This is a genomic window from Marinobacter sp. MMG032 (genome assembly GCF_040112695.1).
GTDB lineage: Bacteria > Pseudomonadota > Gammaproteobacteria > Pseudomonadales > Oleiphilaceae > Marinobacter > Marinobacter salsuginis.
Genome location: NZ_CP157802.1, coordinates 301516 through 324066, shown reverse-complemented (window position 1 = coordinate 324066; position 22551 = coordinate 301516). Strand labels below are relative to the sequence as shown.

The 22551-nt window shown below is 58.0% G+C and carries 17 protein-coding genes, 1 pseudogene and 1 riboswitch; of the genes and pseudogenes, 9 read left to right on the top strand and 9 right to left on the bottom strand.

Annotation, left to right across the window (positions count from 1 at the left end):
- Positions 1-7 precede the first annotated feature (7 nt).
- Complete coding sequence (locus tag ABNF92_RS01495; protein WP_349343244.1) at positions 8-1336, top strand: NADH:flavin oxidoreductase/NADH oxidase family protein; 1329 nt, start codon at positions 8-10, stop codon at positions 1334-1336.
- Here ABNF92_RS01495 and ABNF92_RS01490 read toward each other — a convergent pair.
- Positions 1323-2141, bottom strand: a complete 819-nt coding sequence (locus tag ABNF92_RS01490) for an SDR family NAD(P)-dependent oxidoreductase (protein ID WP_349343243.1) — start codon at positions 2139-2141, stop codon at positions 1323-1325. The two genes, ABNF92_RS01495 and ABNF92_RS01490, sit on opposite strands and share 14 nt — an antisense overlap.
- A 105-nt stretch (positions 2142-2246) precedes the next feature.
- Here ABNF92_RS01490 and ABNF92_RS01485 point away from each other — a divergent pair, with 105 nt between their 5' ends.
- Complete coding sequence (locus ABNF92_RS01485; protein ID WP_349343242.1) at positions 2247-2687, top strand: PAS domain-containing protein; 441 nt, start codon at positions 2247-2249, stop codon at positions 2685-2687.
- Here ABNF92_RS01485 and ABNF92_RS01480 read toward each other — a convergent pair.
- Positions 2688-2831: pseudogene (locus ABNF92_RS01480) on the bottom strand (CIA30 family protein); the annotation flags it as partial. It lies immediately after the preceding gene.
- Between the two features lie 181 nt (positions 2832-3012).
- Here ABNF92_RS01480 and ABNF92_RS01475 point away from each other — a divergent pair.
- The 5 genes from ABNF92_RS01475 to ABNF92_RS01455 are packed head-to-tail and all read left to right on the top strand — an operon-like array spanning position 3013 to position 9767.
- Entirely contained in the window at positions 3013-4008 is a 996-nt protein-coding gene (locus ABNF92_RS01475; protein ID WP_291908768.1) for a virulence protein RhuM/Fic/DOC family protein, read from the top strand.
- Positions 4005-4787, top strand: coding sequence for a hypothetical protein (locus ABNF92_RS01470; RefSeq protein ID WP_349343241.1), 783 nt, complete (start codon positions 4005-4007; stop codon positions 4785-4787). Before ABNF92_RS01475 ends, ABNF92_RS01470 begins: the two co-directional genes overlap by 4 nt.
- Positions 4780-7719, top strand: coding sequence for a hypothetical protein (locus ABNF92_RS01465; protein ID WP_349343240.1), 2940 nt, complete (start codon positions 4780-4782; stop codon positions 7717-7719). Before ABNF92_RS01470 ends, ABNF92_RS01465 begins: the two co-directional genes overlap by 8 nt.
- Positions 7712-9148 (top strand): hypothetical protein, encoded by a 1437-nt coding sequence (locus ABNF92_RS01460; RefSeq protein WP_349343239.1) that lies wholly within the window; start codon positions 7712-7714, stop codon positions 9146-9148. The genes ABNF92_RS01465 and ABNF92_RS01460 overlap by 8 nt, the downstream gene beginning before the upstream one ends.
- Positions 9141-9767 (top strand): hypothetical protein, encoded by a 627-nt coding sequence (locus ABNF92_RS01455; RefSeq protein ID WP_349343238.1) that lies wholly within the window; start codon positions 9141-9143, stop codon positions 9765-9767. The genes ABNF92_RS01460 and ABNF92_RS01455 overlap by 8 nt, the downstream gene beginning before the upstream one ends.
- A gap of 10 nt (positions 9768-9777) precedes the next feature.
- Here the strand turns inward: ABNF92_RS01455 and ABNF92_RS01450 are convergent, their stop codons facing one another.
- Both ABNF92_RS01450 and ABNF92_RS01445 read right to left on the bottom strand, forming a co-directional pair.
- Positions 9778-11484, bottom strand: coding sequence for an EAL domain-containing protein (locus ABNF92_RS01450; RefSeq protein WP_349343237.1), 1707 nt, complete (start codon positions 11482-11484; stop codon positions 9778-9780).
- A 133-nt stretch (positions 11485-11617) separates the two neighbouring features.
- Positions 11618-13087: a DUF3336 domain-containing protein gene (locus ABNF92_RS01445; RefSeq protein WP_349343236.1), complete on the bottom strand. Its 1470-nt coding sequence runs from the start codon at positions 13085-13087 to the stop codon at positions 11618-11620.
- A gap of 105 nt (positions 13088-13192) precedes the next feature.
- Positions 13193-13285, top strand: a riboswitch (glycine riboswitch).
- A 163-nt stretch (positions 13286-13448) separates the two neighbouring features.
- Between ABNF92_RS01445 and ABNF92_RS01440 the strand changes: the two genes are divergently transcribed.
- A complete protein-coding gene (locus ABNF92_RS01440; RefSeq protein WP_064228003.1) occupies positions 13449-14669 on the top strand; it encodes a D-amino acid dehydrogenase in 1221 nt (406 codons plus the stop codon).
- Here ABNF92_RS01440 and ABNF92_RS01435 read toward each other — a convergent pair.
- From ABNF92_RS01435 to ABNF92_RS01415, 5 genes are all read right to left on the bottom strand, one after another.
- The gene (locus ABNF92_RS01435; RefSeq protein WP_349343235.1) at positions 14650-16209 is read right to left on the bottom strand and encodes an FGGY-family carbohydrate kinase; all 1560 of its coding nucleotides are present in this window, start codon (positions 16207-16209) and stop codon (positions 14650-14652) included. The two genes, ABNF92_RS01440 and ABNF92_RS01435, sit on opposite strands and share 20 nt — an antisense overlap.
- On the bottom strand, positions 16199-17800 hold the full coding sequence (locus ABNF92_RS01430; protein ID WP_349343234.1) for a glycerol-3-phosphate dehydrogenase/oxidase: 1602 nt from the start codon (positions 17798-17800) through the stop codon (positions 16199-16201). The genes ABNF92_RS01435 and ABNF92_RS01430 overlap by 11 nt, the downstream gene beginning before the upstream one ends.
- Positions 17801-17826: 26 nt before the next feature.
- Positions 17827-19431, bottom strand: a complete 1605-nt coding sequence (locus ABNF92_RS01425) for an FAD-binding oxidoreductase (protein WP_349343233.1) — start codon at positions 19429-19431, stop codon at positions 17827-17829.
- A 122-nt stretch (positions 19432-19553) separates the two neighbouring features.
- Positions 19554-20216 (bottom strand): transglutaminase-like cysteine peptidase, encoded by a 663-nt coding sequence (locus ABNF92_RS01420; protein ID WP_153637215.1) that lies wholly within the window; start codon positions 20214-20216, stop codon positions 19554-19556.
- An 8-nt stretch (positions 20217-20224) separates the two neighbouring features.
- Positions 20225-20875: a type II secretion system protein N gene (locus ABNF92_RS01415; protein ID WP_349343232.1), complete on the bottom strand. Its 651-nt coding sequence runs from the start codon at positions 20873-20875 to the stop codon at positions 20225-20227.
- 166 nt (positions 20876-21041) lie between these two features.
- Here ABNF92_RS01415 and gspE point away from each other — a divergent pair, with 166 nt between their 5' ends.
- Positions 21042-22550 (top strand): type II secretion system ATPase GspE, encoded by a 1509-nt coding sequence (gspE, locus tag ABNF92_RS01410; protein WP_349343231.1) that lies wholly within the window; start codon positions 21042-21044, stop codon positions 22548-22550.
- The last annotated feature ends 1 nt before the right edge of the window (position 22551 follow it).

The window sequence follows — 22551 nt, the reverse complement described above, 5'->3', positions numbered from 1 at the left end:
GACTGTCATGACCCAATCGCCTCTTTCCAAACCCCTAAAACTCCCCTGCGGAGCAGTCCTGCCCAACCGCATAGCCAAGGCCGCCATGACCGAAGGGCTGGCAGACGATCAACTCCACGCCACCCACCGCCATGAAACCCTCTACCGTCGCTGGTCCGAAGGCGGAGCAGGGCTGTTAATCACCGGCAACGTGATGATCGACCACCGGGTGCTGGAGCGGCCGGGTAACGTGGCGATTGATCCGGCACCGGCTGAAGGAGAGCCCGAGGGAATGGCGCAGTTGCGTGCCTGGGCTGATGCGGGCACCCGTAACGGCAACCATTTGTGGATGCAGATTTCCCACGCCGGTCGCCAGTCGCCCCGTTACGTTACCTCGCACCCGATGGGGCCGTCAGAAGTCCAGTTATCGTTGATGGGCAACTATGCCCGCCCACGGGCGCTCACGGAGCCGGAGATCCTCGATTTTATCCAGCGCTTTGCCAATGTCGCGCGGATCGCCAAACAGGCGGGCTTCACCGGTGTTCAGGTGCACGGGGCTCATGGGTATCTGTTGTCGTCTTTTCTGTCGCCGGTCACCAATCAGCGCACCGATCGCTGGGGTGGACCGTTGGAGAATCGCGCCCGTTTTCTGCTTGAGGTGGTGCGGGCGACTCGCGCTGCTGTCGGGCCGGAGTTTCCGGTGGCGGTAAAGCTGAATTCCGACGATTTCCGCAAGGGCGGTTTTAGTCTTGATGAGTCTGTGAAAGTGGTGCGCTGGCTCAATGAGGAGGGGATTGATCTGCTGGAGGTGTCCGGCGGCACCTACGAACAGCCACGGCTGCTTGGGTACAGCGGTAATGCCGACACGGCGAGCGAGGGGCCGGCCCTGCGGGAAAGCACTCGCAAGCGGGAGGCGTATTTCCTGGATTACGCCCAGACGATTCGTGAGGTGTGCGAATGCCCGTTGATGGTCACCGGTGGATTTCGGTCGCGGGCGTTCATGGAAGAGGTGATAGCCAATGGCGAGACCGATGTCATTGGCCTGGGCCGACCGCTCTGTACGGACCCGGCTACGCCCAGGGATCTGCTTGAAGGGCGCATCGAGAAGACGGTCTGCTATGAGGATGACATCAAACTCGCCCAGAGCGGGCTCTTCTCACCGGCCAGTCCTTTAATGCCGTTCAAGGTGATTAACGTTCTAGGCGGCCAGGCGTGGTACTACCAGCAGATTTTTCGGCTGGCGGATGACGAACAGGCCGATCCGGACCTGGGTATCCTCAAGGCCATCGGGGCTTACGTGAAGGATGAGCTGACCCGGGCCCGGAGGATCAAGAAGACCCACTCTACCTCAAGATAATTCTCTGGATCGAGCGGGGAATAAACCGGGTAATGAATTCGCCGGCATAGGTCTGAGGTGTCACCAGGTATCGAGGTTTGGGTCTTGTAGCCTCGGCAGCTGTGACTATCTTTTTGGCGACATCCGATGCACTGGCTGTAAACGGCTTGAAGCTGGCACCTGGCGCAAGCGCTGCTTTCATGGCTTCATACTTTTCCCGGTGTACCTCGCTTGCTTGCCCAAGCACCGGCTGCAAAGCGGCCAGGGCATGTTCTCTGAACCGGGTTTTCACGGGGCCCGGGAGCACCAGCGAGACACTCTCCAGGCTTTTGCTGCGCTGTTCATCAAACCAGAAGCTCTCGTGGGCCGTGTTCATTGCGGATTTGGCGGCACAGTAGGCGCCTTTCATTTTCTGGGGCGTCAGTGAGAGAACGGAGCTTACGGCAATGACCCTCAGGGGTGTTCCGTGTTGCTCGCAGAGCCGTAGGCAGACGGCGGCCAGTTTGATGGGGCCGAATACGTGGGTGCTGAATTGCTTTTGCCACATGGATTCGGACAGGTCGCTCAACGCGCCGAACTGCCCGTAGCCGGAGTTGTTAACCAGAATAACTTTCTCCGCCTCCGCAATTTCAGCCTCCAGCGCATCGGCCAGGCCTTCAATCTGCTCGAAGGATTCAAGATCCAGCGCCAGTTCCCGATCTGCGGACTCCACGCCGGTTGGTTGTCTTGAGAGGGCGACAACCCGGTAGCCTTTTTGGGCGAACAGGGTGCAGGCCTCATGGCCAATGCCTGCGCTGGCGCCGGTTATCAGGGCGAGTTTGGTCATTGTAAACTCCGCATGGTCGTCTTGTGCCGGGAATCCTGATTCTTTTGAGCATCGTAATGCTCTCATACCCGGCGGTTAAGGCATACGCTGAACAAAAGGAAACTGATGGTGTTTCAAAGCAAACGAAAGCAGGAACTACAGGCCGCTCTGGAAAAGCTGGAGGCTGCCGAGAACCGGGTGTCCGAACTGGAGGCCGATTGGCAGGCGATTCAGCGGTCGGTAGCGCTTGCGGTAATGAGCGGCGATGGACTGTTTGAGTCGGTCAGCGATGTCTTTCTGGAGTTGCTTGGCTACCAGGAGCAACAGCTGATTGGAAAGCATCATCGGGTACTCTGCAAGCCTGAGGATGCTCGTGGTGAAGCGTACATCCGGTTCTGGCGTGAGCTGGTTACAGGCCAGGTGCAACAGGGCCGATTCCTGAATCTCGGTGCAGATGGGCAGCCGGTCTGGCTGGAAGCCAGCTATTTACCGGTTCTGTCCGATAAGGGCATCGTAAAACGCATCATCATGATCGCCAGCGGCATCACTGAAGCCTTGCCAGCTTAGCTACGGAATAGCCGCCAAGTCAGCTTTCACAGACGAAAATCCGTCGTCTTTGTCCAGTCGTACAGTGCCGTGAAAGAGGCCAATACCGTCATCGTGACAGACAACCTCGCCATCAGACTGCTTGCCAATGACCTGGTCACCGAGTGGCTGCCAATGGAAGTCAGGGTTCTGGCAGTTTTCTTCGTATTATTGCGAATCTGCTATTGAGCTTTAAAGTAGAGCTTAACAAAGCTTCCGGGAAAGGCATTGATGGACGATTTCGTAGTTGAGGCCACTAGTCGTAAAGCAGGGGCTGATAGTCAATTTTCAAGGATGGAGAAGTAGCATGAGTGAAGGAAGCGATACCCCGATCGTTATCTATGAGAGTGCCGATCGGGCAGTAGAAGTTCGCCTGGATGCTGATCAAGAAACTGTCTGGCTTAGCCTGCAGCAGCTTGCAGATGTTTTTAGTCGCGATAAATCAGTAATTTCTCGGCATTTGAAGAACATATTCCGCGACGCGGAGCTGGACCGGGAGGCAGTTGTTGCAAAAAATGCAACAACTGCCGCGGATGGCAAAACCTATCAGGTTGAGTATTTTAATCTGGATGCGATTATTTCTGTGGGCTATCGCGTTAATTCCAGTCAGGCTACGCGTTTCCGCCAGTGGGCCACCCGTATTCTACGTGAGCACCTCACTCAGGGCTGGACCATCAATCGGCACCGTTTTGAAGAAAACGCCCAGGAATTGGAAGCGGCTTTGAGACTGGTTCGTAAGGCTGCCCAGAGTCCTGCGTTCGACACAGACAGCGGTCGTGGATTGGTCGACATCGTCAGCCGCTATGCCCAGACCTTTCTTCTTTTGCAACGTTATGACGAAGGGCTGCTAACCGATCCGCAGTCTCAGGCCGGTGGCACTTTGCCATCGCTGAAGGAGGCTCGATCAGGCCTGGATGGCTTGAAGAGCGAGTTAATGTCGAGGGGCGAAGCGACCGAGTTGTTCGCGCGTGACCGGGGTGATGGCCTAGCTTCGCTATTGGGCAACCTGGACCAGTCTGTTTTCGGCGAGCCCGCTTATCCCAGTGTGGAGGCAAAGGCGGCACATCTGTTGTATTTTGTGATCAAGAATCACCCGTTTTCCGATGGCAACAAACGCAGCGCGGCCTTTCTGTTTGTGGATTTCCTGCACCGCAATAGTCGGCTTTTTAACAACAGTGGTGAGCCGGTAATCAATGATGTCGGTCTGGCCGCCTTGACATTGTTAGTGGCCGAATCCGAACCTGCGAACAAAAACACTATGATCCGACTGATCATGAATATGCTGGCCGGGGAGAACGATTGAACGATTACCTCCAGAAAATCCTCCGTGGCCAGCCCATTAATTATGAAGCTTTCCTGAAGAAGTTGCCCGAGGCTTTTCGACGTCGCCATAGAGAATTGTTCGCGACGGAAAAGGTCAAAGGCAACCGCTGGCTTGTCTTCATCCTGGATGAAGCCGCTTTCAAGGAGCTGCAGGCTGTTGCGCAAACGCCGGTAAGCCGGGTAGACGCCGCGAAAAAGGGCAACTCTCACCGCCATGGCACAGAGGTCAGTTTTCTTCTCGTTTACCATGAGGGGTTGTCGCACAGCAGGCCCGACACTGTCGTTGTTGGAACGGAGTCCGTGGATATAGGGTTTCAGCAAGCTCGGTCGGTGCTGGTGGTAGAGAATGAGCGTAATTTTTATCAGTATGCGCAGATGCTCGATTTCGCCGGTGAAGTACTGGGCAACTCTCTTGAGCTAGCGGAGTGTGACGTGATGTTGGGAGGTGGCAACCGAATTACCCGGGGCGCGATTCTTGACTGGCTGCAGGGCTACGAAGAAGTATTCTGTGCATTCGATTATGATGCGGGTGGTCTGCAAATGTTCTCGACAATCGCAGCCTCTCTTGGTGACAAAGCCAGGTTTGTTCAGCCCCGCGACTGGCAACCCTGGTTGGGTCGGTTTCGCAACACACCGGACAGCACCGAACGATTTACAAGAGCGATATCGCTGGCGGAAGGGCTCGGCTTTGATAGCCTGGCAGAGGCCTTTCGATCGACCGGCAAATTCATGGAACAGGAGATGATTCTGGATGAGTGACTCCCAGGGGAGCCCAGGCAATTTCAATTTTGGTATCCGTCGTCTGGTACTGGTGGATTCCGCCGGCTTCTGTTACGTAGAAATTCCGGTGGACAACCACGGTCTGATCCTGGGCCCGGGCAATCTTGGAAAATCCAGCCTTCTAAACAGTCTGCGTCTGTTTCTGCTGCCGGAAAACACCTTTAAGAACAGCCGCAAGAAATTTGCCTTCCGTAATGCCAGTGCCGGTAGCTTTTACACCAACGAGGAAAGCTACCAGCATTATTTTCCCAGCCAGTTCAGTTTCCTGATCATGGAAGCCGAGAACCCGGCCGGTGTGCATTGCCAGATTCTGTATCGGGACAGCGCGAGCCAGCTCAGCTATGGCCGCGCCTTTGTGCCGGTGGGTTACGATCAACTCCGCCCGTTGTTCTGGGACGGGGATGATGAGGACGGAATTGGCCAGGCGGTGCCGGAGCTGTCGTTCAGCCGTTTGTCCGAGGCTTTGAAAAAGCGTTCCAAAGAAACCCGGCTGGTGAATGACCCGGCCAAACTCAAACAGATGCTGTACAGCAGCGAGCTGATGAATGCGGATGCTGTGCGTTATTCGGTACTGCCTCTGGGTGAGTCTGATGAACGCCGGGTTCAGTCCCTGCGCACACTGATCCTGCTGCTGTTTGAGATGAAGGCGGACGATCAGGCCATGTCCAATGCGGTAGCCAGCATTATAGAGGCGGATAAGAAGTTTGCCGACGACGCTTTCGATTTCAATATCGATGACTTCCTGAACCGCCATGACCAGCTGAAGCAGCAGCAGACTCAGCTTAACCGGATCGAGAAAGAGCGTTCACGGTTTGAAAAGCTCGAAAAAGATTATCAGGCCTACCAGACGCTTCTCCGCAGCCAGCATGATTTCGCCGCGTTTCGGGATGGTGTGAGCAATGCCTTGCAGGACATTGGTTTAAAACGAAAAGCTGCAGCAGAGGCATTCAATGAACAGAATGAGACTTTGCGCCATGTGCTGCAGGCTCTGAAAAAGCTTGAGCAGGACGCCAGCGGCTTGAAGGGCGAGATCCGTTCCGCTGATCGGCGTATCAAGCAGGCGGAGCAGAATCAGAAAGATGGCGATTTGCTCGTCTCCCAATATGGGGAGATGACGCTCCAGGAAATCGAGGATATCCAGAAGGAAGAGCTTGAGAGCAGGAAAGGCCACCTGGCCGCATTGAAAAGCGCCGCCCAGGCGGAAATTCGGCTGGAGCAGATCCAGAAGAAGAAACAGGAGCTTGAGCGCAAGCTGGAATCCCTGCAGGAACGGGAAAGCAAGCAGCATTGGCAGTTGCAGAACCAGTTGGACGAAGGTGCCGCTGCACCGCTGCGGGCCGTGGACCCCCGTTTGGTCATGGCCAGCCCGGGTCGGGATCTGGATGCCGACAGCAAGGCCGCCATTGAGGCTTTCGCCCGGCTGTTCGTGCCCAATGATAAAGGCTTTGACTGGTTCGATACGGAATACCAGGCACAGCCGGCCCGGCAGACCGACTTTGCAGAGCAGCGCCGGCATATGGAAGGCGAGCTTCATGGCCTGGAAAAGGAGCGGGCGGAGCTGGCAGACACCGCCAATCAGGAGCATGATCGGCCACGGCTGATCGAGCGCACCGAGAAAGAGATCCGAGCCATCGAAAAGGATCTCGAAACGCTCCAGCGCTACCCGGCCACCGCGACCACCCTGCGGGATGCCACTGAGGAGAAGCAGGCGGCCGAAGAACAGTTGGCCAAACTGGAAGAACAGGCCCGGCTGGAGCAGGAAAAGCAGGATGCGGTGCAGCAGAAAGCCGCCAAGGCCAGAGCCGAGAAAGAGCGGATCGAAGAAAGGGAGCGGGAGCTGGCGGGCCTCAGCCGCAGCGTTGGCACGGTAGAGCACCGGTTCCCGCACCTGAAAACCGTGGAAGCGGAAAAGCCGTTGGACATCGAACAGGTGTCCGTCGCGGCGTTTGACGACCTTCAAACCCAGCTGGACGACCTGGAAGAGCGTCGGCGCAGCATTCTCGACCACCTTCGCCAGTTCGTTTATCTGGGTATCCATGAGGATACCGAAGGTGAATTGCAGAAAGACAGCCCGGCCTCCTCGGTTATCCGGGAAACGTTCAAGAGCCTGTCGGACCTGTTTGCCGGTATGGCCGAGCGCTGGAACGTGCTGGAGCAGCAGGTGGGCATCCACAACGAAACCGTAGCCAGCTACCGGCAGGCCCTGAAATCCAACCACGAACACATTGCCCGTTTCGAAGCGCAGCTGAATCGCGAGCTGGATGGCGTGCGCATCAACGATCTGGTGGAAATCCGGGTGGATATCCACACCGATCCGAAATTCCGCAACCTGGTGGAAGAAGCCAACAACATCGACCCGTATGGCAACCAGCTGCAGTCGGACGCGTTCTATGACCGTTTGCGGGTGTTCGTGGCGGACTTTTTCGTGGAGGGCGGGAGCAAGCGCCTGACCATGGACAAGGTGATCACCGGCATTTCCTACCGTACTCGCAAGGAGAACGCCGCGAACCTGGACAAAAAAGGCCAGTCCACCTCCACCACTGCACTGATCAATCTGGAACTGGTGTACCGGCTCCTTAAACGGGTGCTGTACCCGGGCGTGCAGCTGTCTTTCCCTATGGTGCTGGACGAGCTGGCCAGTGTGGACATCAGCCAGATGCCGTCACTGTTGGAACGGCTCCGCAAACAAGGATTCAACCTGTTCTCGGCGGCCACCCACAGTGCCAGTGCGGAAGTGATTTATCTGATCGGCCGGCACCTGGAAGTAGGGCAGATGCGCACCGCAAAGCCTTACAGTCCGCAGCGCACCCTGGTGTTCTGGGGTGGGGCTGAAGGCTTCACCAACGGCGAGGCCATGAGCCACTGGGCCGACCAGGCCCAGGCCAGCCTGATGGAGCCGGTGGATGAGTAAACGCTTCAGCACCCTGGACACCACCCGGCTGCTGTTCGAGCACCCGAAAATTCTGTTCCGGATGATTGAACGGATGGACCGGAACGAAGCCCGGTATATCTGTGAGAGCGATCTGGTGGCCGAGGTGATGGACTACACCCGCTCACTCGGCAATGCCGATCGGGATCGGGTGCGTATGGCACTGAATACCGACAATCTGTTCCGCAGTGGCCTGGTGATCGACATCATCAAGGCCGAGGGTGAGCGGCGCTTGGTGTTCCAGGATGCCCTGATCAATCTGATGCGGGCCTGTAATGCCTCGCTGTACCAGGAACTGACGGATGCTCGCCTGCGCGGCCATCTGGTGACCCTGCGGGATGTGCGCAATCGGCTGGAAACCAGCAGTTTCAGCGACGCGGACCCGGACTATACGGAACTGCGCGATGACCTTAATGAACGAGTCAGCCAGCTGATTGGTCTGTTGCGCCAGAATGTCCTGCGTATGCAGACCATCAGTGCCCAGCTTGCGGATCTGTCCGGCGACGCCAGCCGGGCGCCGGAGAAATTCCTGGAGTTCCGCCAGAACCTGTTTGAGCAGATCGTTACCCTCTACGAGCGCCACATCAAGCCAACCCTGGTGTTCCTGAACCCGGATACCCGGCTGCCAGATGGCAGCAACCTGTTTGAGACCCTGGAAGCCATGGTTCGGCTGCTGGAAAGTCATGGTGATCACAGCCTGGCGGACCAGTTGTTCCGTTCCTCCATCAGCCTGAACGCCCTGTACAAACCCATTCAGGTGGTGGCTCAGGAGGTGGAGCACTTCCTGCGCAAGACTCGCCAGGGCATGGTCCAGTACAACGCCATGGAGCATTTCTACGGCAAGCTGCAGGAACTCAAGGGCGAAACCGAGACCCTCAGCCTGAAACGAAAGTGGCTGGAAGGTGGTGACTTTGCCCGCAGTACCGGCTTTCTGGTGGGTTTGCGGGCCCAGCAGCGCCCCAAGCATTATGCTTTCGGTGAATCGTCCAGCTACTACCAGCTATTGTTCAGCGAACTGGAGCTGCGCCTGAATGACCTTCGTCGCAAGGCCGAGGTGCCGGTTCTGCAGGAAGTGGAGGGCAGTGGTCGCCACACCAGAATCGATGTCCAGCGCATCAACCAGCTGTATCAATGGCTGGAAACCCTGGAGCTGCGGCCCACCAACGATCTGGTGCGGGAGCTGCACGGCCGCCTGGACGGCTTTATTCCGGGCTATCGCTTTCCGGATTTGCTGGCGGCTCTGAATCGGCTGGTCAATTCGCCGCCGGAGGGCTTGAAGGTGGTCACCACCAACCGATTCCGAATCCTTGATCAGTCATCCGACAGCGATCGGTTTGTCTACCGCAAGCGCCGTCTGGAAACGACTCAAAGCAACGCCCCGGTCAATCAAGAAGAGCAACAGCATGCCTGACTTATCAAACGCGATGGATACGAACGAATCCGCCGATCAATCACAAGCGTCGAGCAGCTTCGAGCAGATCCTGCCGGCCCAGAGCGCCGCGATCTACCGGGAGTTCCAGGCCGGCCGGGTGCTTGTGCGTGATCTGTGGGACAGCAACCGCTCCGAGCTGCGTGCCAATCCGCTTTACAACCTGTTGTACAACCATCTGTCTCACTTCCGGACTTTCTATGAGCACCTGGGCAGCGAGCTGGTGTTCAACGAATCCGGCGCGTTTTTCTTCCTTAAGGAAAGCAGTGACGACGAGAATGAAGAACACGATGAGAATGCCTTCCGGGTGCAGGTGATCCTGCTGTTGATCGGGCGCTATTTCGCGCGCAGCGGGCGGGATCTTGAATACCTGGGGCGCCCCGATGCCGGGCTGAATGAGCAAGACATGTCGGCGCTGGCCAGCGATGACGAGTATCAGGAGATCCTCCGGGCAGCCCGGTTCGAAAAAGGCGTACCGGAAGCCCTAGACTACCTCGATAAACGCCATCTTCTGTTCCGTGCCGGCGCAGGGCGGTGTTTCCTGAGTTCTGCCGGCCTGTATTTCCTGCAGGAACTGGTTCGGGAATACGAGCAGGGATAAGGTTTTCTGGTCAGAAGCTTGCCAGGAACTCTTCCATCTTTTGGGCCGGCATCGGCTTGGCATACAGAAAACCCTGGGCGAGGTCACAGCCCAGGTCTGTCACCAGCTGGGCCTGTTCATCCGTTTCAACGCCCTCCACAAGCACGCTTAACCCCAGACTGTGTCCGACCGTGATCATGGCCTCCATGATGGCCATATCGGCGTTGTTCTGCATCGCATGCTGGAGGAAGCTCCGGTCGATTTTTATGCCACAGACCGGGAGTTTTCTGAGATAGACGAGCGATGAGTATCCGGTGCCGAAATCATCGATGGAAATATGCAAGCCAGCCTCTTTCAGTTTTTCGAGTTGTCTGGTCTGGTTCTCATCACTGCCGAAAACCTCATTCTCGGTCAGCTCGACCCCTAACTGGTGCGGCTCCAGTTTATAGCGTTTGAGGGTTTCGAGAATGTGGTTGGCAAGGTGCGGATTCGTGAGCTGACGTCCCGACAGGTTGATATCAACCCGCAGGTTCTCCAGAGGCGTTCCTTTCCAGGCGTGGAGCTGTTTGCAGGCCGCTTCGATAACCCAGTCGCCAATCCGGTTAATGAGGCCGGACTTCTCTGCCACGGGAATAAAAATGGCGGGCGAAACGGCCCGTGATTGACCGTTAAAACACCGGAGAAGCGCCTCACAGGAGTCACTTTTCCGTTCGCTGAGGCTGATCTGGGGCTGAAACACCAATTCCAGTCCATCGTTGTTCAGGGCGTCCCGGAGCAGGTTGGTGATTTCCTGGTATTGCACCAGTCGATCATTGATATCGGGGGTATAGAAACAGAGGCCGTTCTTGCCGGTTTCTTTGGCCTGGTACATGGCCGCATCTGCATTGCCCATAAGCTCCGCCACGGTGGTGCCATTGTGCGGAAACAGGCTGACACCGAAACTGGCGGTAACCTGGTAACAGTCGCCTTCCAGGTGAACTTGATGTTCCAGGGCATCAATCAAACGACAGATCAGCTCATGCAGAGCTTCGGGGCCATCGAAGTCGAAGATCAGGAGCACAAATTCGTCTCCACCAAAGCGACTCAAAAGGTCGCCGCCCCGTAGTTCGGCCCTCAAGGTTTCCGCCACCGCTTTGAGGAGGCTGTCACCGTGATGATGGCCCAGCGTATCGTTGATGATCTTGAAATTGTCCAGATCGATGAACACGACCGCCAGTTCCTGTTGCAGGCGATCCGCCTCGTTGAGTCGGCTCGACAATTCCGCTTCCATGAAATGACGGTTCGGTAGTCCGGTCAGGTCGTCAAAACTCGCTCGCCGGTATAGCTCATCCCTGGCACGTTTTTGTTCTTCCAGGCTGATGTCGATACAGAACATCTCGCAGGCGCCGCTCTCCTGTTTGATCATGACATGGCTGGAGTAAACGGGAACCAGGTGTCCTTCTTTGTGCTTGAGTTCGAGTTCGTCGGAGGGAATGCTGATGTTGTTTTCGAGCCAGTCGCGATGGGCTTCAATCACACCGTCACGCATGTGATCGGGAATGATCAGGTCTTCTAACAACTGGCCGAGTGCTTCCTGGCGGGAATAGCCGTAAATACGGGCGCTGGCATCGTTCCAATAAATAACCCGGCGCTCTCTGTCGTATCCCTGGACAGCCACCATTGGCAGACTCTCAATCAGCTCGTAGAACCTGCTTTCACCGTCTTCTGTCGCTGATCGAAATCCTTGTCTATGTCCCATTGCGGGTCAGGATCCTCCTGGTAAGCGTTTAGCGCACCGCAAAGCGATGATGCGATAGAACTGAGCATAGTTCGGGACCGGTGTGTTATCTAGTTGATCTGCCAAGTGGCAGGGCAACGATTTTCAAGAGGGGTCAGGCATTGTGGTGCGCAGTGTCTGCGTCCAGCTCATTTTCCAGAGCGGATATGCAGCGGTCAAAAGCCCGGCTGATCCGTGTCTGATCCTCGATCATCGCCAGCCTTGGCCAGGTGGCCTGTTCCCCAAGATTGATAAACATTTCCAGATCCTCAGGGCTGGGGTTCGCCAGTACCTTGCGGTAGAGCGCGGGTTTCGGCGGGAAGTGGATGTTGATGTCTCCCAGGTACTGCTGGCTGGTCATGGCGTGGGCCTGCTCGATCAGCGGGCGAATGAGGCCGGGGTGCGGGCTTTGTTTGGTCAGTTTCAGTGCCGTGGCGATCTGGCCGTGGGCCATGGAAACCGCCGCCCGTTTGGCCCAGGCGGTAACGCCGCTCTGGTCATGGTGGCTGATAAAGGGCACCACATGGGGATTGGCCTGGCTCACAATGGTTTTGTTCACGTTGTGTAGGCGGGCCATCCGCATCAGGGGCAGATCGCCATGCACGCTGCCATCAATCCAGCTTTCGGTGGGCATATAGGGCACGCTGCTTTGCCGGCTGCCGTTTGATTCGCGTGCCTGAAGAACCACTGGCGGAAAGATGCCCGGCACGGCACAGGACGCCATCACTGCCGAATCCACCAGTACAGCCGGTGAGGACAGCCAGTTCAGCAGCCTGGGTTTTTGCTGGGTGCGGGTAGGGGATACGGAAATGTTCAGTGTACGGCCGCTGTGTTCGTAGGCCTCTCTGAAACTGACGCTGCCAAGGTTGTGCTGGAGATGCTCCTGCAGTTGCCGTGGGTCCATGGCATGGCCGGCCTTCAGGCCTTCCCGGACGCCGAGCCAGCGGAAGGCATTGCGATGGATGCGCTCCGGGTGATTGAAGAAGTTCGCCAGCTCCTTGTCGTTTCGGGTGCAGATGGCACCGGCCACGATGGCGCCCATGCTGGAACCTGCCATGACATCCGGTAGAAGGTCCTGGCGCCAGAGCGCCCGGGTAACGCCTATGTGGTAGATGCCGAAAGCCGCGCCGCCGCTAAGCATCAGTGCTGGCCGGCCATAGACCCGTTCGGCGTCCTGAAACATTTTCAGTTTGCGGGCGGTTGTCACTTCAGGTATCGGGTGTTCGCAAATGAATTCCATGGACGTCTCGACGGCGTCCAGGAATTCCCCCACCAACCGGTTGCTGCCGCTTCTTGCCACCGTGTACAGATCAGGGTTGGAGAGTTCGCCCAGGTGTCGGTACAGGCTTTCCTGCAGAATACGGATCAATCGCCTTGTGTCGCCATTCTGCCGGCAATGATCCATCAGGCCCATGTGCTTGCGCATCAGGCTTTCATGCAGCATTCCGGTTTCTTCCTGCTCGCGCCAGTCCAGCAGGCCGTCCATGTCGTCGAGCGCGGTGGCGGCCTGGCACCACTGCTCGTAGTCGCGGGCCTGTTCGAGTTGCTGCTGGAGTTGTCTGCGGGTCTTCGAGGCGTGTTGCATGATCTTTACCTTAACTGATCTCGGCGGAGCTGTGCAGCGGCTGGTTTCCTGGCTCCGGGTTATTTGCTATGTTTAGGCCCGTGGGTTGGGTTTTATTACCAATCAGACATGTCTGCGGGAGAGACTGAATCCCTTGCGATCAGCGCCGAAGGAGCAACTGCCCCGGAAACTCTCAGGCAAAAGGACCGCTGACATGAATACTTTCCGAAGAGCTGTCGACAATCGCGTCAGTCGGCACACCGAAGGAGCAAGCGACTGTTTTCATTGAAACAGGTCGTGAATCTCTCAGGTCCCGTGACGGAAGGGGTGCTTCCTGCCATTTCGAGCAGGGAGGAAACCCTTGGCGCTCACGGAGATTGGAATGAAGCGAATTGCAGTTATCGGCGGTGGCATTACCGGTATTACCACAGCCTACACCCTTGCCAAGCGCGGGCTTGACGTTACGGTTTACGAGAAACACCGCTATGCGGCGATGGAAACCTCCTTCGCCAACGGTGGGCAGCTCTCGGCCTCTAACGCCGAGGTCTGGAACAACTGGCAGACCGTTATGAAGGGCATCAAATGGATGTCCCGCCGGGATGCGCCACTGCTGGTCAACCCGAAGCCTTCCTGGCACAAATTGAGCTGGTTCGCCGAGTTCATTGCCGCTATTCCCCAGTACGAGAAAAACACCACGGAAACCGCCCGCCTGGCCATTGCTGCCCGCGACCACCTGTTTGCCTGGGCACAGGAAGAGGGCATCGATTTCGATCTGAAGAAGCAGGGTATCCTGCACATATACCGGGACAAGGCTGGCTTCGATCACGCGGCCAAAGTGTCTCGGCTTCTGGCCGCGGGCGGCCTTGAGCGCCGTTCGGTTACCCCGGAGGAAATGAAATCCATCGAGCCGACTCTGGCAGGTACCTACTACGGCGGCTTTTTCACCGAGAGTGACTCCACCGGTGACATTCACAAGTTCACCAACGGCCTGGCCGACGCCATCCAGCGCCTTGGCGTAAAAACCTGTTATGGCCATACCGTGACCGAGCTGAGCGCCGATGAGCGTAATGCCTGGGTGACCGCCCATGACGGCAACGAGCAAACCCGGGATACCTTCGACGGCGTGGTGATCTGTGCCGGTGTCGGCAGTCGTGGGCTCGCGAAAAAGCTGGGTGACCGGGTGAATATCTACCCGGTGAAGGGTTATTCCATTACCGTAGAGCTGGAAGACGAAGCCTCGCAGAAGGCAGCACCCACTGTCAGTCTGCTGGATGACGCCACCAAGATCGTCACCAGTCGCCTGGGCGATGGCCGTTTCCGCGTTGCCGGTACTGCCGAGTTCAGCGGCTACAATCGCGACATCAAGGACGACCGAATCCGCCCGCTGACCCGTTGGGTTGAGCAGTGCTTCCCCGGAGTCTGTACTCGCAAGGTAGTTCCCTGGGCCGGATTGCGGCCAATGCTACCGAACATGATGCCCAGGGTTGGGCCAGGGCGCCTGCCAACCGTGTTCTACAACACCGGTCACGGCCACCTCGGCTGGACCCTTTCGGCGATTACCGCGGAAATGGTGGCGGAGCGTGTTACCGGGGATAGCCGGTAATCTCCCGGATTTTCCGGTAGAGGGGTTGGAGCTGGGGGTACATCCTCAGGTACACCTCGGAATAGAGCCTCTGGTACAGGGCCCGGGTTTCTTCGTTGGGATGGAAAACGTCGCCAACCCGGGTCATGTTTGTCACTGCCGTATCGAAATCCGGATGCAGGCCCAGGCCTACCGCCGCGTCAATGGCGGCACCGAGCCCGGAGGTCTCATAGGTATGAGGCCTTTCGGCCGGCAATCCGAACACATCGGCGGTTAACTGCATGGCGGCATCACTCTGGGAGCCGCCACCTGCCACTCGAAGCTTCCGGATCTTCACACCGCTTCGCTTTTCGATTTTTTCCTTGCCTTCCCGCAGCGCATAGGCAAGGCCTTCAAGGATCGCGCGGTATATGTGCGAGCGGGTGTGAACGTCCCCGAATCCAATGATCGAGCCTTTTGCTTCCGGCCCGGGCTGACGTACACCGGGTGACCAGTAGGGCTGGAGCATCAGGCCCATAGATCCGGGGGGAACGGCCTTGACCAGTTCATCGAACAGCGCTTCGGGCTCAATGCCCCTTTCCTCGGCGATTTTCCGCTCCCGAAGGCCGAATTCCCGCTTGAACCAGCTAACCATCCAGAAACCCCGATAGATCATCACTTCCGTGGAATAGTGACCGGGCAGTGCAGAAGGATAGGGCGGCATCAGCCGGATAGGTTCCACGTAGCGCTTGCTGGTGGTGTTGATGGTGGCGGTGGTGCCGTAACTCATGCAACCGATGTCTGGTGTCAGCCCGCCGGACCCGAGTATCTCGCAGGCTTTGTCGGAGGCGGCTGCAATAACGGGCAGGCTTTTTTGCAAGCCGAGGTGTCGGCAGGCTTCGTCGGTCAGATGCCCCAATGTTTCCCCGGGCGCTACCAGTTCAGGCAGCATGGAACGCTCGACCGGCATGGTCTGCCATTTGAAATCCCGTTGGCCGGCCCAGCGGTGCTTCTTGTAGTCGAAGGGCAGGTATCCGACCTGGCTTCCGGTGGAATCCCTGAATTCTCCTGTTAGCCGGTACGTGAGGAAGCCCGAGAGCAAGAGAAAGTGTCGGGTTTTCGCCCAGATCTCGGGTTCATTCTGGGCAATCCAGTTAGCCTGGGTCTTTTCCCGAAACCGGTTGATGGTGTCTTCCAGCCGGGCGAGTTTGAACAGCCATCCCCAGGGCCCTTTGACCGGGCCATCAACTCTGGCATGGCGCTGGTCGAGCCAGATGATCGCAGGGCGCAGAGGTTGGCCGTTTGCATCAAGATTGATCACGGTGCCCCGTTGGGTGGTCACGGTGACCCCGGCAACCTGATCCGGCGTTGCCTCTGTTGAATTCCAGAGCAGCTTGCAGGCTTCCCCGAGCTGTTCCCAGAAATAATCCGGATGCTGCTCGGCCCAGCCGGGTTCCCGCGAGAAGTAGGGCTCGATTTCCTGCTTGCCTTTGCCCACCAGGTTGCCGCGGGTATCAAACAACAGCGCGCGAACGCTCTGGGTGCCATTGTCGATGGCCAGAATCAGTGAATCAGCCGGCATTGGACAACTCCCCGGATGGCATCGAATAGGCATGGTGGTAGATCGACAGGTAGCGGGCCTGTTCCTCGTACCAGCGCTGGTCATCCCAGCCAAGCACGGGTTGGCAATGCCTGCGGATCTCCGGCAGAAGGCTTTCGGCCGCGTTCGGAAGCACCAGGCCCAATCGGGTTCTGCGCAGCAGCAGATCATCCAGGTGCTGCACATCTTCTTTCTGGCAGGCCCAGCAGAGCTCCGCCCAGAGAAGCTCGGAAGCCTGGTGAGCAGTAACAGCTCCCAATGGTCCAACTGCAAGAACCTGGTTAAGCTCGGGACCATAGAACCCCTGGAGCCGTTGCCAGCACTGATGGCCGATCGCGGCTGGTCTTGCCGAACCATGTTCTGGCTGGAAGACCGGCTCGGATTCTGGCCGCAGAACCGTGGCGGCGTCTTCACCAAGTCCCCGGTTGAGCGCTTCCCGGGCGATAACCCGGAAAGTGGTGAGCTTGCCCCCGGCAATGCTGACGAGGCCCCGGTCTACCCTGAGTTCGTGTTCTCGGTTTTCCTTCGAGGGCGCTTTGCCCGTGCCGTCGGTTACCACGGGCCGCACCCCGGCCCAGGTTGAGAGAATGTCCTCGCGGGCAATGGGGCTTCCCGGAAACAGCCGTGACGCGACCTCAAGCAGATAGGCGGTCTCTGTTTCGGAGATAACCGGTTCCTGATCAAGATCGCCTTCATGATCAATATCGGTCGTGCCGAGAACGGTTGTGCCGAGCCAGGGGAAGGCGAACACCGGGCGACCATCCTCAGGATGGAAAAGGGAAACCGAACAGGACACCGGCAGGCAGGACCACGGGAGGACTAGATGGCTGCCGCGCAAGGGCCGGATGTGCATGGTGTCCCCGGTAGTCTTGTCGGATTGCAGCCGGTCTGCCCACGCGCCGGTGGCATTGATCACCAGGGGCGCGGAAATCATGATGAGCGCATCGTCTTCCTCTGGCTGAATCAGTAATCCAGACACCTTTCCGTCATCGCTGCGCTTTACTTCCGTCGCACGGGTGTAGTTCAGGCACAGGGCTCCATCACGTCGGGCTTCGGCAATCAGGCGCAGCACCAGTCTGGAGTCGTCGGTAACCGCGTCGGTAAAACCACTGGCGCCGACAAGTTTCTCGCTGGTCAGGCCCGGCACCCAGAGCATGGATTCGGCCGAGGTCAGAAAGTGGCGGCTGCGATTGCGGGCAATAAAGTCGTAAACCCGGAGCAGCGTCTGAAACAGGCGCGGTCCGGGGAACTGGCCTTTGAAATGCGGCATGATGAAGCGCAGGGGGCCAATCAACCCCGGTGCCTCCGCCATCAGCCGTTCCCGCTCCCGCACAGCATCCCGGGTAAGACCGTAATGGCCGCTACCGAGGTACCGAAGGCCGCCGTGGACCATCTTGGAGGACCGGCTGGAGGTGCCCCAGGAGAAATCCTTCTGTTCCACCAGAAGGGTGCGCAGGCCGCTGCCTGCTGCTTCCCGGGCCACGCCGGCACCGGTGATGCCGCCGCCGACCACCACCACATCAAATTCGGTTGTCCCTGAACGCAGCGCATTGAGGCTTTTAGTCCGGGTCATAACGAGGCTCCCATTCGGCGTTGTGCTCACTTCACCAGGGTTTCCGGGTTCAGGATGGAATTGGGATCAAAGGTGTTGCACAGGGATCTGATGGCGAGCATTCCCAGTTCGCCTTTCTCCACCGGCAGATAGGGCGCGTGATCCTTGCCAACACCGTGCTGGTGGCTGATGGTGCCGCGGTTTTTCACGATCAGTTCAGAGGTTGTGGTCTTGAGCTTTTGCCAGCGCGCGAGTGTTTCCTCGTAGCTGTCGCCTACCCGGAACACGTACGTGGTGTAAATGCTGCAGCCCTGGCTGTAAAAATGCGACAAATGAGTGAATACGTGGGTGCCCTCCTGCTGGTCGGTCAGTCCCTCCCGCAGATTGGTCTCGATCAGCCCCAGGAGATTATCGACGTTGTCCCAATCGGTGGCCGTCTCCAGAGTGTCGACCGCGTAGCCCATTTGCCAGAGGGCTTCCCTCAGATAGGGCATGGTGAAACGCTTGGCTGCCCATTTATCGCCGAGCCGGGTGCCGGTATAGACGCCATTTTGGGCCTTACAGATGCTTCGGGCCTCTTTGAGGGCGTTTCGGGTCTGGCGCCGGGTGCCGGTGATACCGAAGGTCATCATGCATTTGCCGGTGCCTGCGCCACGGAGTGACAGAAAGCGCTCGAGCATGCCGATCAGTCTGGGGTGGCCGGCCAGGGCGAGCTGGGTTTCCGTTTCTACCGCATTACTGAGCCTGAGCATCGAGAGTTGCGTGCGGTTCTGCACCAGCTGGCGGCTGGCAGTCCGGGCACTGTCCCAGTCAGGGAAAAACACTACGTGAAAACTTTCGTGTTCGGGAAGCGGGGTTACCCGAACCTTCACTTCGGTGATCAGCCCGATGCGGCCTTCGGAGCCCAGAATCATTTCGCGGATATCCGGGCCGGCGCTGGAAGCCGGAATGGTAGGCAGATCAAAGGTGCCTTGCAGGGTTTCGACCCGGCCGCCAGCAAACAGTTGTTCAATTCGTCCGTAGCGGAGGGATTGCTGGCCACTGGAGCGGGAGGCCACCCAGCCGCCCACGGTGGACAGCTCAAACGACTGTGGGAAATGCCCGAGTGTATAGCCGTGGGCCCGGAGTTGGGACTCGACCAGTGGGCCGGGCGTACCCGCGCCGAAGGTTGCGATCTGGCTTTCCCGGTCCAGATCCATCAGGCGATTCATCTTGCCCATATCCACGGTCAGCACGGGCTGACCCTTGTCCAGCGGGTTGATATGCCCAGCCACACTGGTGCCACCACCATAGGGGATCAGGTGAATGGTTTGCTCAGCGGCCCAGGCGAGCAAAGCCTGAACTTCGTCGCTGCTGGTAGGGAAAGCAACGCCATCAGGAAACACGCCAAATTCGCCACTGCGCATGGCCAGCCAGTCAGCCAGGCTCTGGCCCCGGGCATGCCGCACCCTTGCTTCCGGGGTTGTGTCGATCAGTGATTCCAGTTCTGCCGGCGGCTTCAGCCGGGAATCCGGCACTTTGGCGCAGACTGACTCCAGAGTGGCGTCGGCCAGAGGGCGGCCGTTTCCAATCCGCGAAGCCAGAAAATCCTGGCCCTGTTCCGGCATTGCCAGGTTGAATCTTTCATCGCCCCAGCCGTTCCAGCGTCGCATGTGTTTCATTCTCCTGATTAAAAAGCAGTGTGGCGCATTCTAGCGGGTCCGGGCCTACTGCAGATGTCGCTTGGCGCCAGTCGCGCTGTCATTTGCCGCCAGCAGATTCGTTGAAATGGGGGTCAGGGCCGGAGTGATTCGGTCAGCCGGCTGTTCAGATCCTGCCACCGGGAAAGCCGTCCTGCTTCCCCGATCCGTTTGCGGGCTCCGCCGGATCGATTGAGCCAGAGGCCTTCGCCATTGAAGCTATAAACCGGTTCAAGATCAGTGCGTTGAGAGGCAGGTTTAATGTCATTTATAAGATTGTCCAGAATAAGCGGGTCCGCGTCTGGCTCCGGGTACCATGCCAACACCATGTGGGCCTGATTCAGCTCCAGTGCTTTGACATACACAATCCGCAACTGGTCATCGGGAACACCCATGGATTTGAGGGTCAGATATTTCGCGATCGAAAAATCTTCGCAATCGCCGCCATTCGTGGTGAGCAATTCCACTGGCGTTGCCCAGTAGTCTTCCTCGCCCCAATGGCGGATATCGCTGACGAAAGCAACCCTGTTGAAGAAGGAGTTGACCAGTCGAAGCTGCCGGTCGACGGGGGCGTTCGCGGCCAGGGCATGAAGGCGCTGCCAGTTTTCCAGGCGCTGGTGGGCCTCGGTGCCGAATTCCTCCTGTACATAGTTCATCAGGCGGGAACTGAGCTCAAAGGCACCCACAACGGAAACTGCTAATAACAGCGCCGGCAGAAGGCTGGAACGGCGGCGTATCTGGATAGCGGCCGTTTCCATAGCGCGCCTCAGTTATTGTTCCGTAGGCGTTCCCTGAGCTGCTCAAGGCGCCGGCGGATTTCCTCCCGGCGCTGCTCATCGCTGGTGGCGGAGGCGGGCGCTCTTGAGGGCGAGGGGGTGGCAGCCTGTTGCGTTGCAGGCGTGGACGGTTCCTGTTCGTCCGCTGTGAAGGACATGCCGCTGCGGTCCTCGGATTCCGGGAAATACAGGTTCTCGAGTTTCCCGGAGCGTTCAATGATCACACGGTTCGGGTGGACCGAGCGCAGCTTGGCATTGCCAGGCAATTCATCACCCACCAGGTAGGCTTCGGTGTTACTTTTGTCATCTTCGATCAGAGCGCTGCCGGGGAATTCGCCATCAGCGGCCAGAACACCGCGGAGAAACAATCGAAGGTTGGTTTCCGGCAGGTTCTCGGTATCCATTTCCGCCGGCGCGGCTTCACCCGATGCGGCCCCGAACAGGTCCAGGGACGACAGGTTTACGCTCGGTGGCTCACGGCTGGCAGCCGGATCTGTGACCAATGGCTGCGCAGTGTCGTAGTTTCCTTGTCGGCTTTCCATTTGCCAGAAGCGGTAACCCTGCCAGGCTGTCAGAGCCACCATGGCAGCCCCTGCCACAAGCGCAAGAATCAGGGGAAGCCGTTCATTGTTTAGGAGCATTGATCATCCTGAATGCAAGTTTGTGGGCCGGGAAAAAGCTCACAGGTTATCAGACTGCAACGTTTTATTGGCAGTATAGTGTATAGAGTTATTCAGCGGGTCCATATCCTGTGGTAGCCTTTCTGAATTAGTTGAATCGAAAAGGGTTTCACGAACGAGGACGACCTTGGACACAGATACTGAACTTCAGCCGCAGGATGCTCCGCTGGGCCGTCTTCCGTTTACTTTCGCCAAGCGCAACGGAGTAATCCTGACCCGTTCGGATGCCGGTGAACCGGTTATTCTGGTTCGCCCCGGTGCGTCCCATTCAGCCCTTGCGGAAGCGAACCGAATCAGTGGCGGCCGGGCCCGTTTCGCCACCATTGACCCGGATCGATTCGATCAGGCCCTGAACTCCGCCTACCAGAACGATTCCGCTGAAGCCATGCAGATGGTTGAGGGCATCGGCGACGATATGGATCTGGCCTCCCTGGCGGACTCGGTGCCGGAAACCGAGGACCTGCTGGAGCAGGAAGATGATGCTCCGATCATCCGTCTGATCAATGCCATTCTCACCGAAGCGGTGAAAACCAGCGCCTCGGACGTTCACATCGAAACCTATGAAAAGCGGCTGGTGGTTCGCTTCCGGGTGGATGGCGTGTTGCGGGAAGTCGTGGAACCCAAGCGGGCCTTGGCGCCTTTGCTGGTGTCCCGGATCAAGGTTATGGCGAAGCTGGATATCGCCGAGAAGCGGGTGCCCCAGGATGGTCGTATCGCTCTCAGGGTTGCCGGAAGGGAAGTGGATATTCGTGTGTCGACCATGCCGTCTTCAAGCGGTGAACGCGTGGTTCTACGTTTGCTGGACAAACAGGCCGGTGCCATAAGGCTGGAATCCCTGGGTATGGCGGGGCGCGACCTGAAAGTTCTGCGCAAGCTGATTTACCGGCCCTATGGCATCCTACTGGTAACCGGCCCGACCGGTTCTGGTAAGTCCACCACGCTCTATGCCTCGCTGCAGGAAATCAACGATCGCAGCCGCAACATCCTGACCGTTGAAGATCCCATTGAATATAACCTGCCAGGCATTGGTCAGACCCAGGTCAACACCAAAGTAGACATGACCTTTGCCCGGGGCCTTCGGGCCATTCTGCGCCAGGACCCCGACGTGGTGATGATTGGTGAGATCCGGGACCTAGAGACGGCGGAGATCGCGGTTCAGGCGAGTCTGACCGGACATCTGGTTCTTTCCACATTGCACACCAATACAGCCGTTGGCGCTATTACCCGGCTGATGGACATGGGCATCGAGCCGTTCCTGATTTCCTCAAGCCTGGTGGGCATTGTCGCCCAGCGGCTGGTCCGGGTTCTGTGCCACGAATGCCGGGAGCCCTACACGCCAACCGAAGAGCACTGCGAGTTCCTGCAGCAGGACCCCACCAATCCGCCCACCATTTACCGGGCAACGGGTTGCAGCCACTGCAACCAGCTGGGTTACCGCGGCCGTATCGGTATTTATGAGGTAGTGGAGATCTCCGAGGAAATCAGCGCTCTGATTCACAAAAGGGCTGGTGAACTGGACCTTGAAAAGGTGGCGCGCCAGCATGGCCCGAGTATTCACGCAGACGGCGTGCAGAAGATACTGGATGGTGTGACAACGGTGGAAGAAGTGCTCCGCGTTACACACCGGGGTCAGTAAG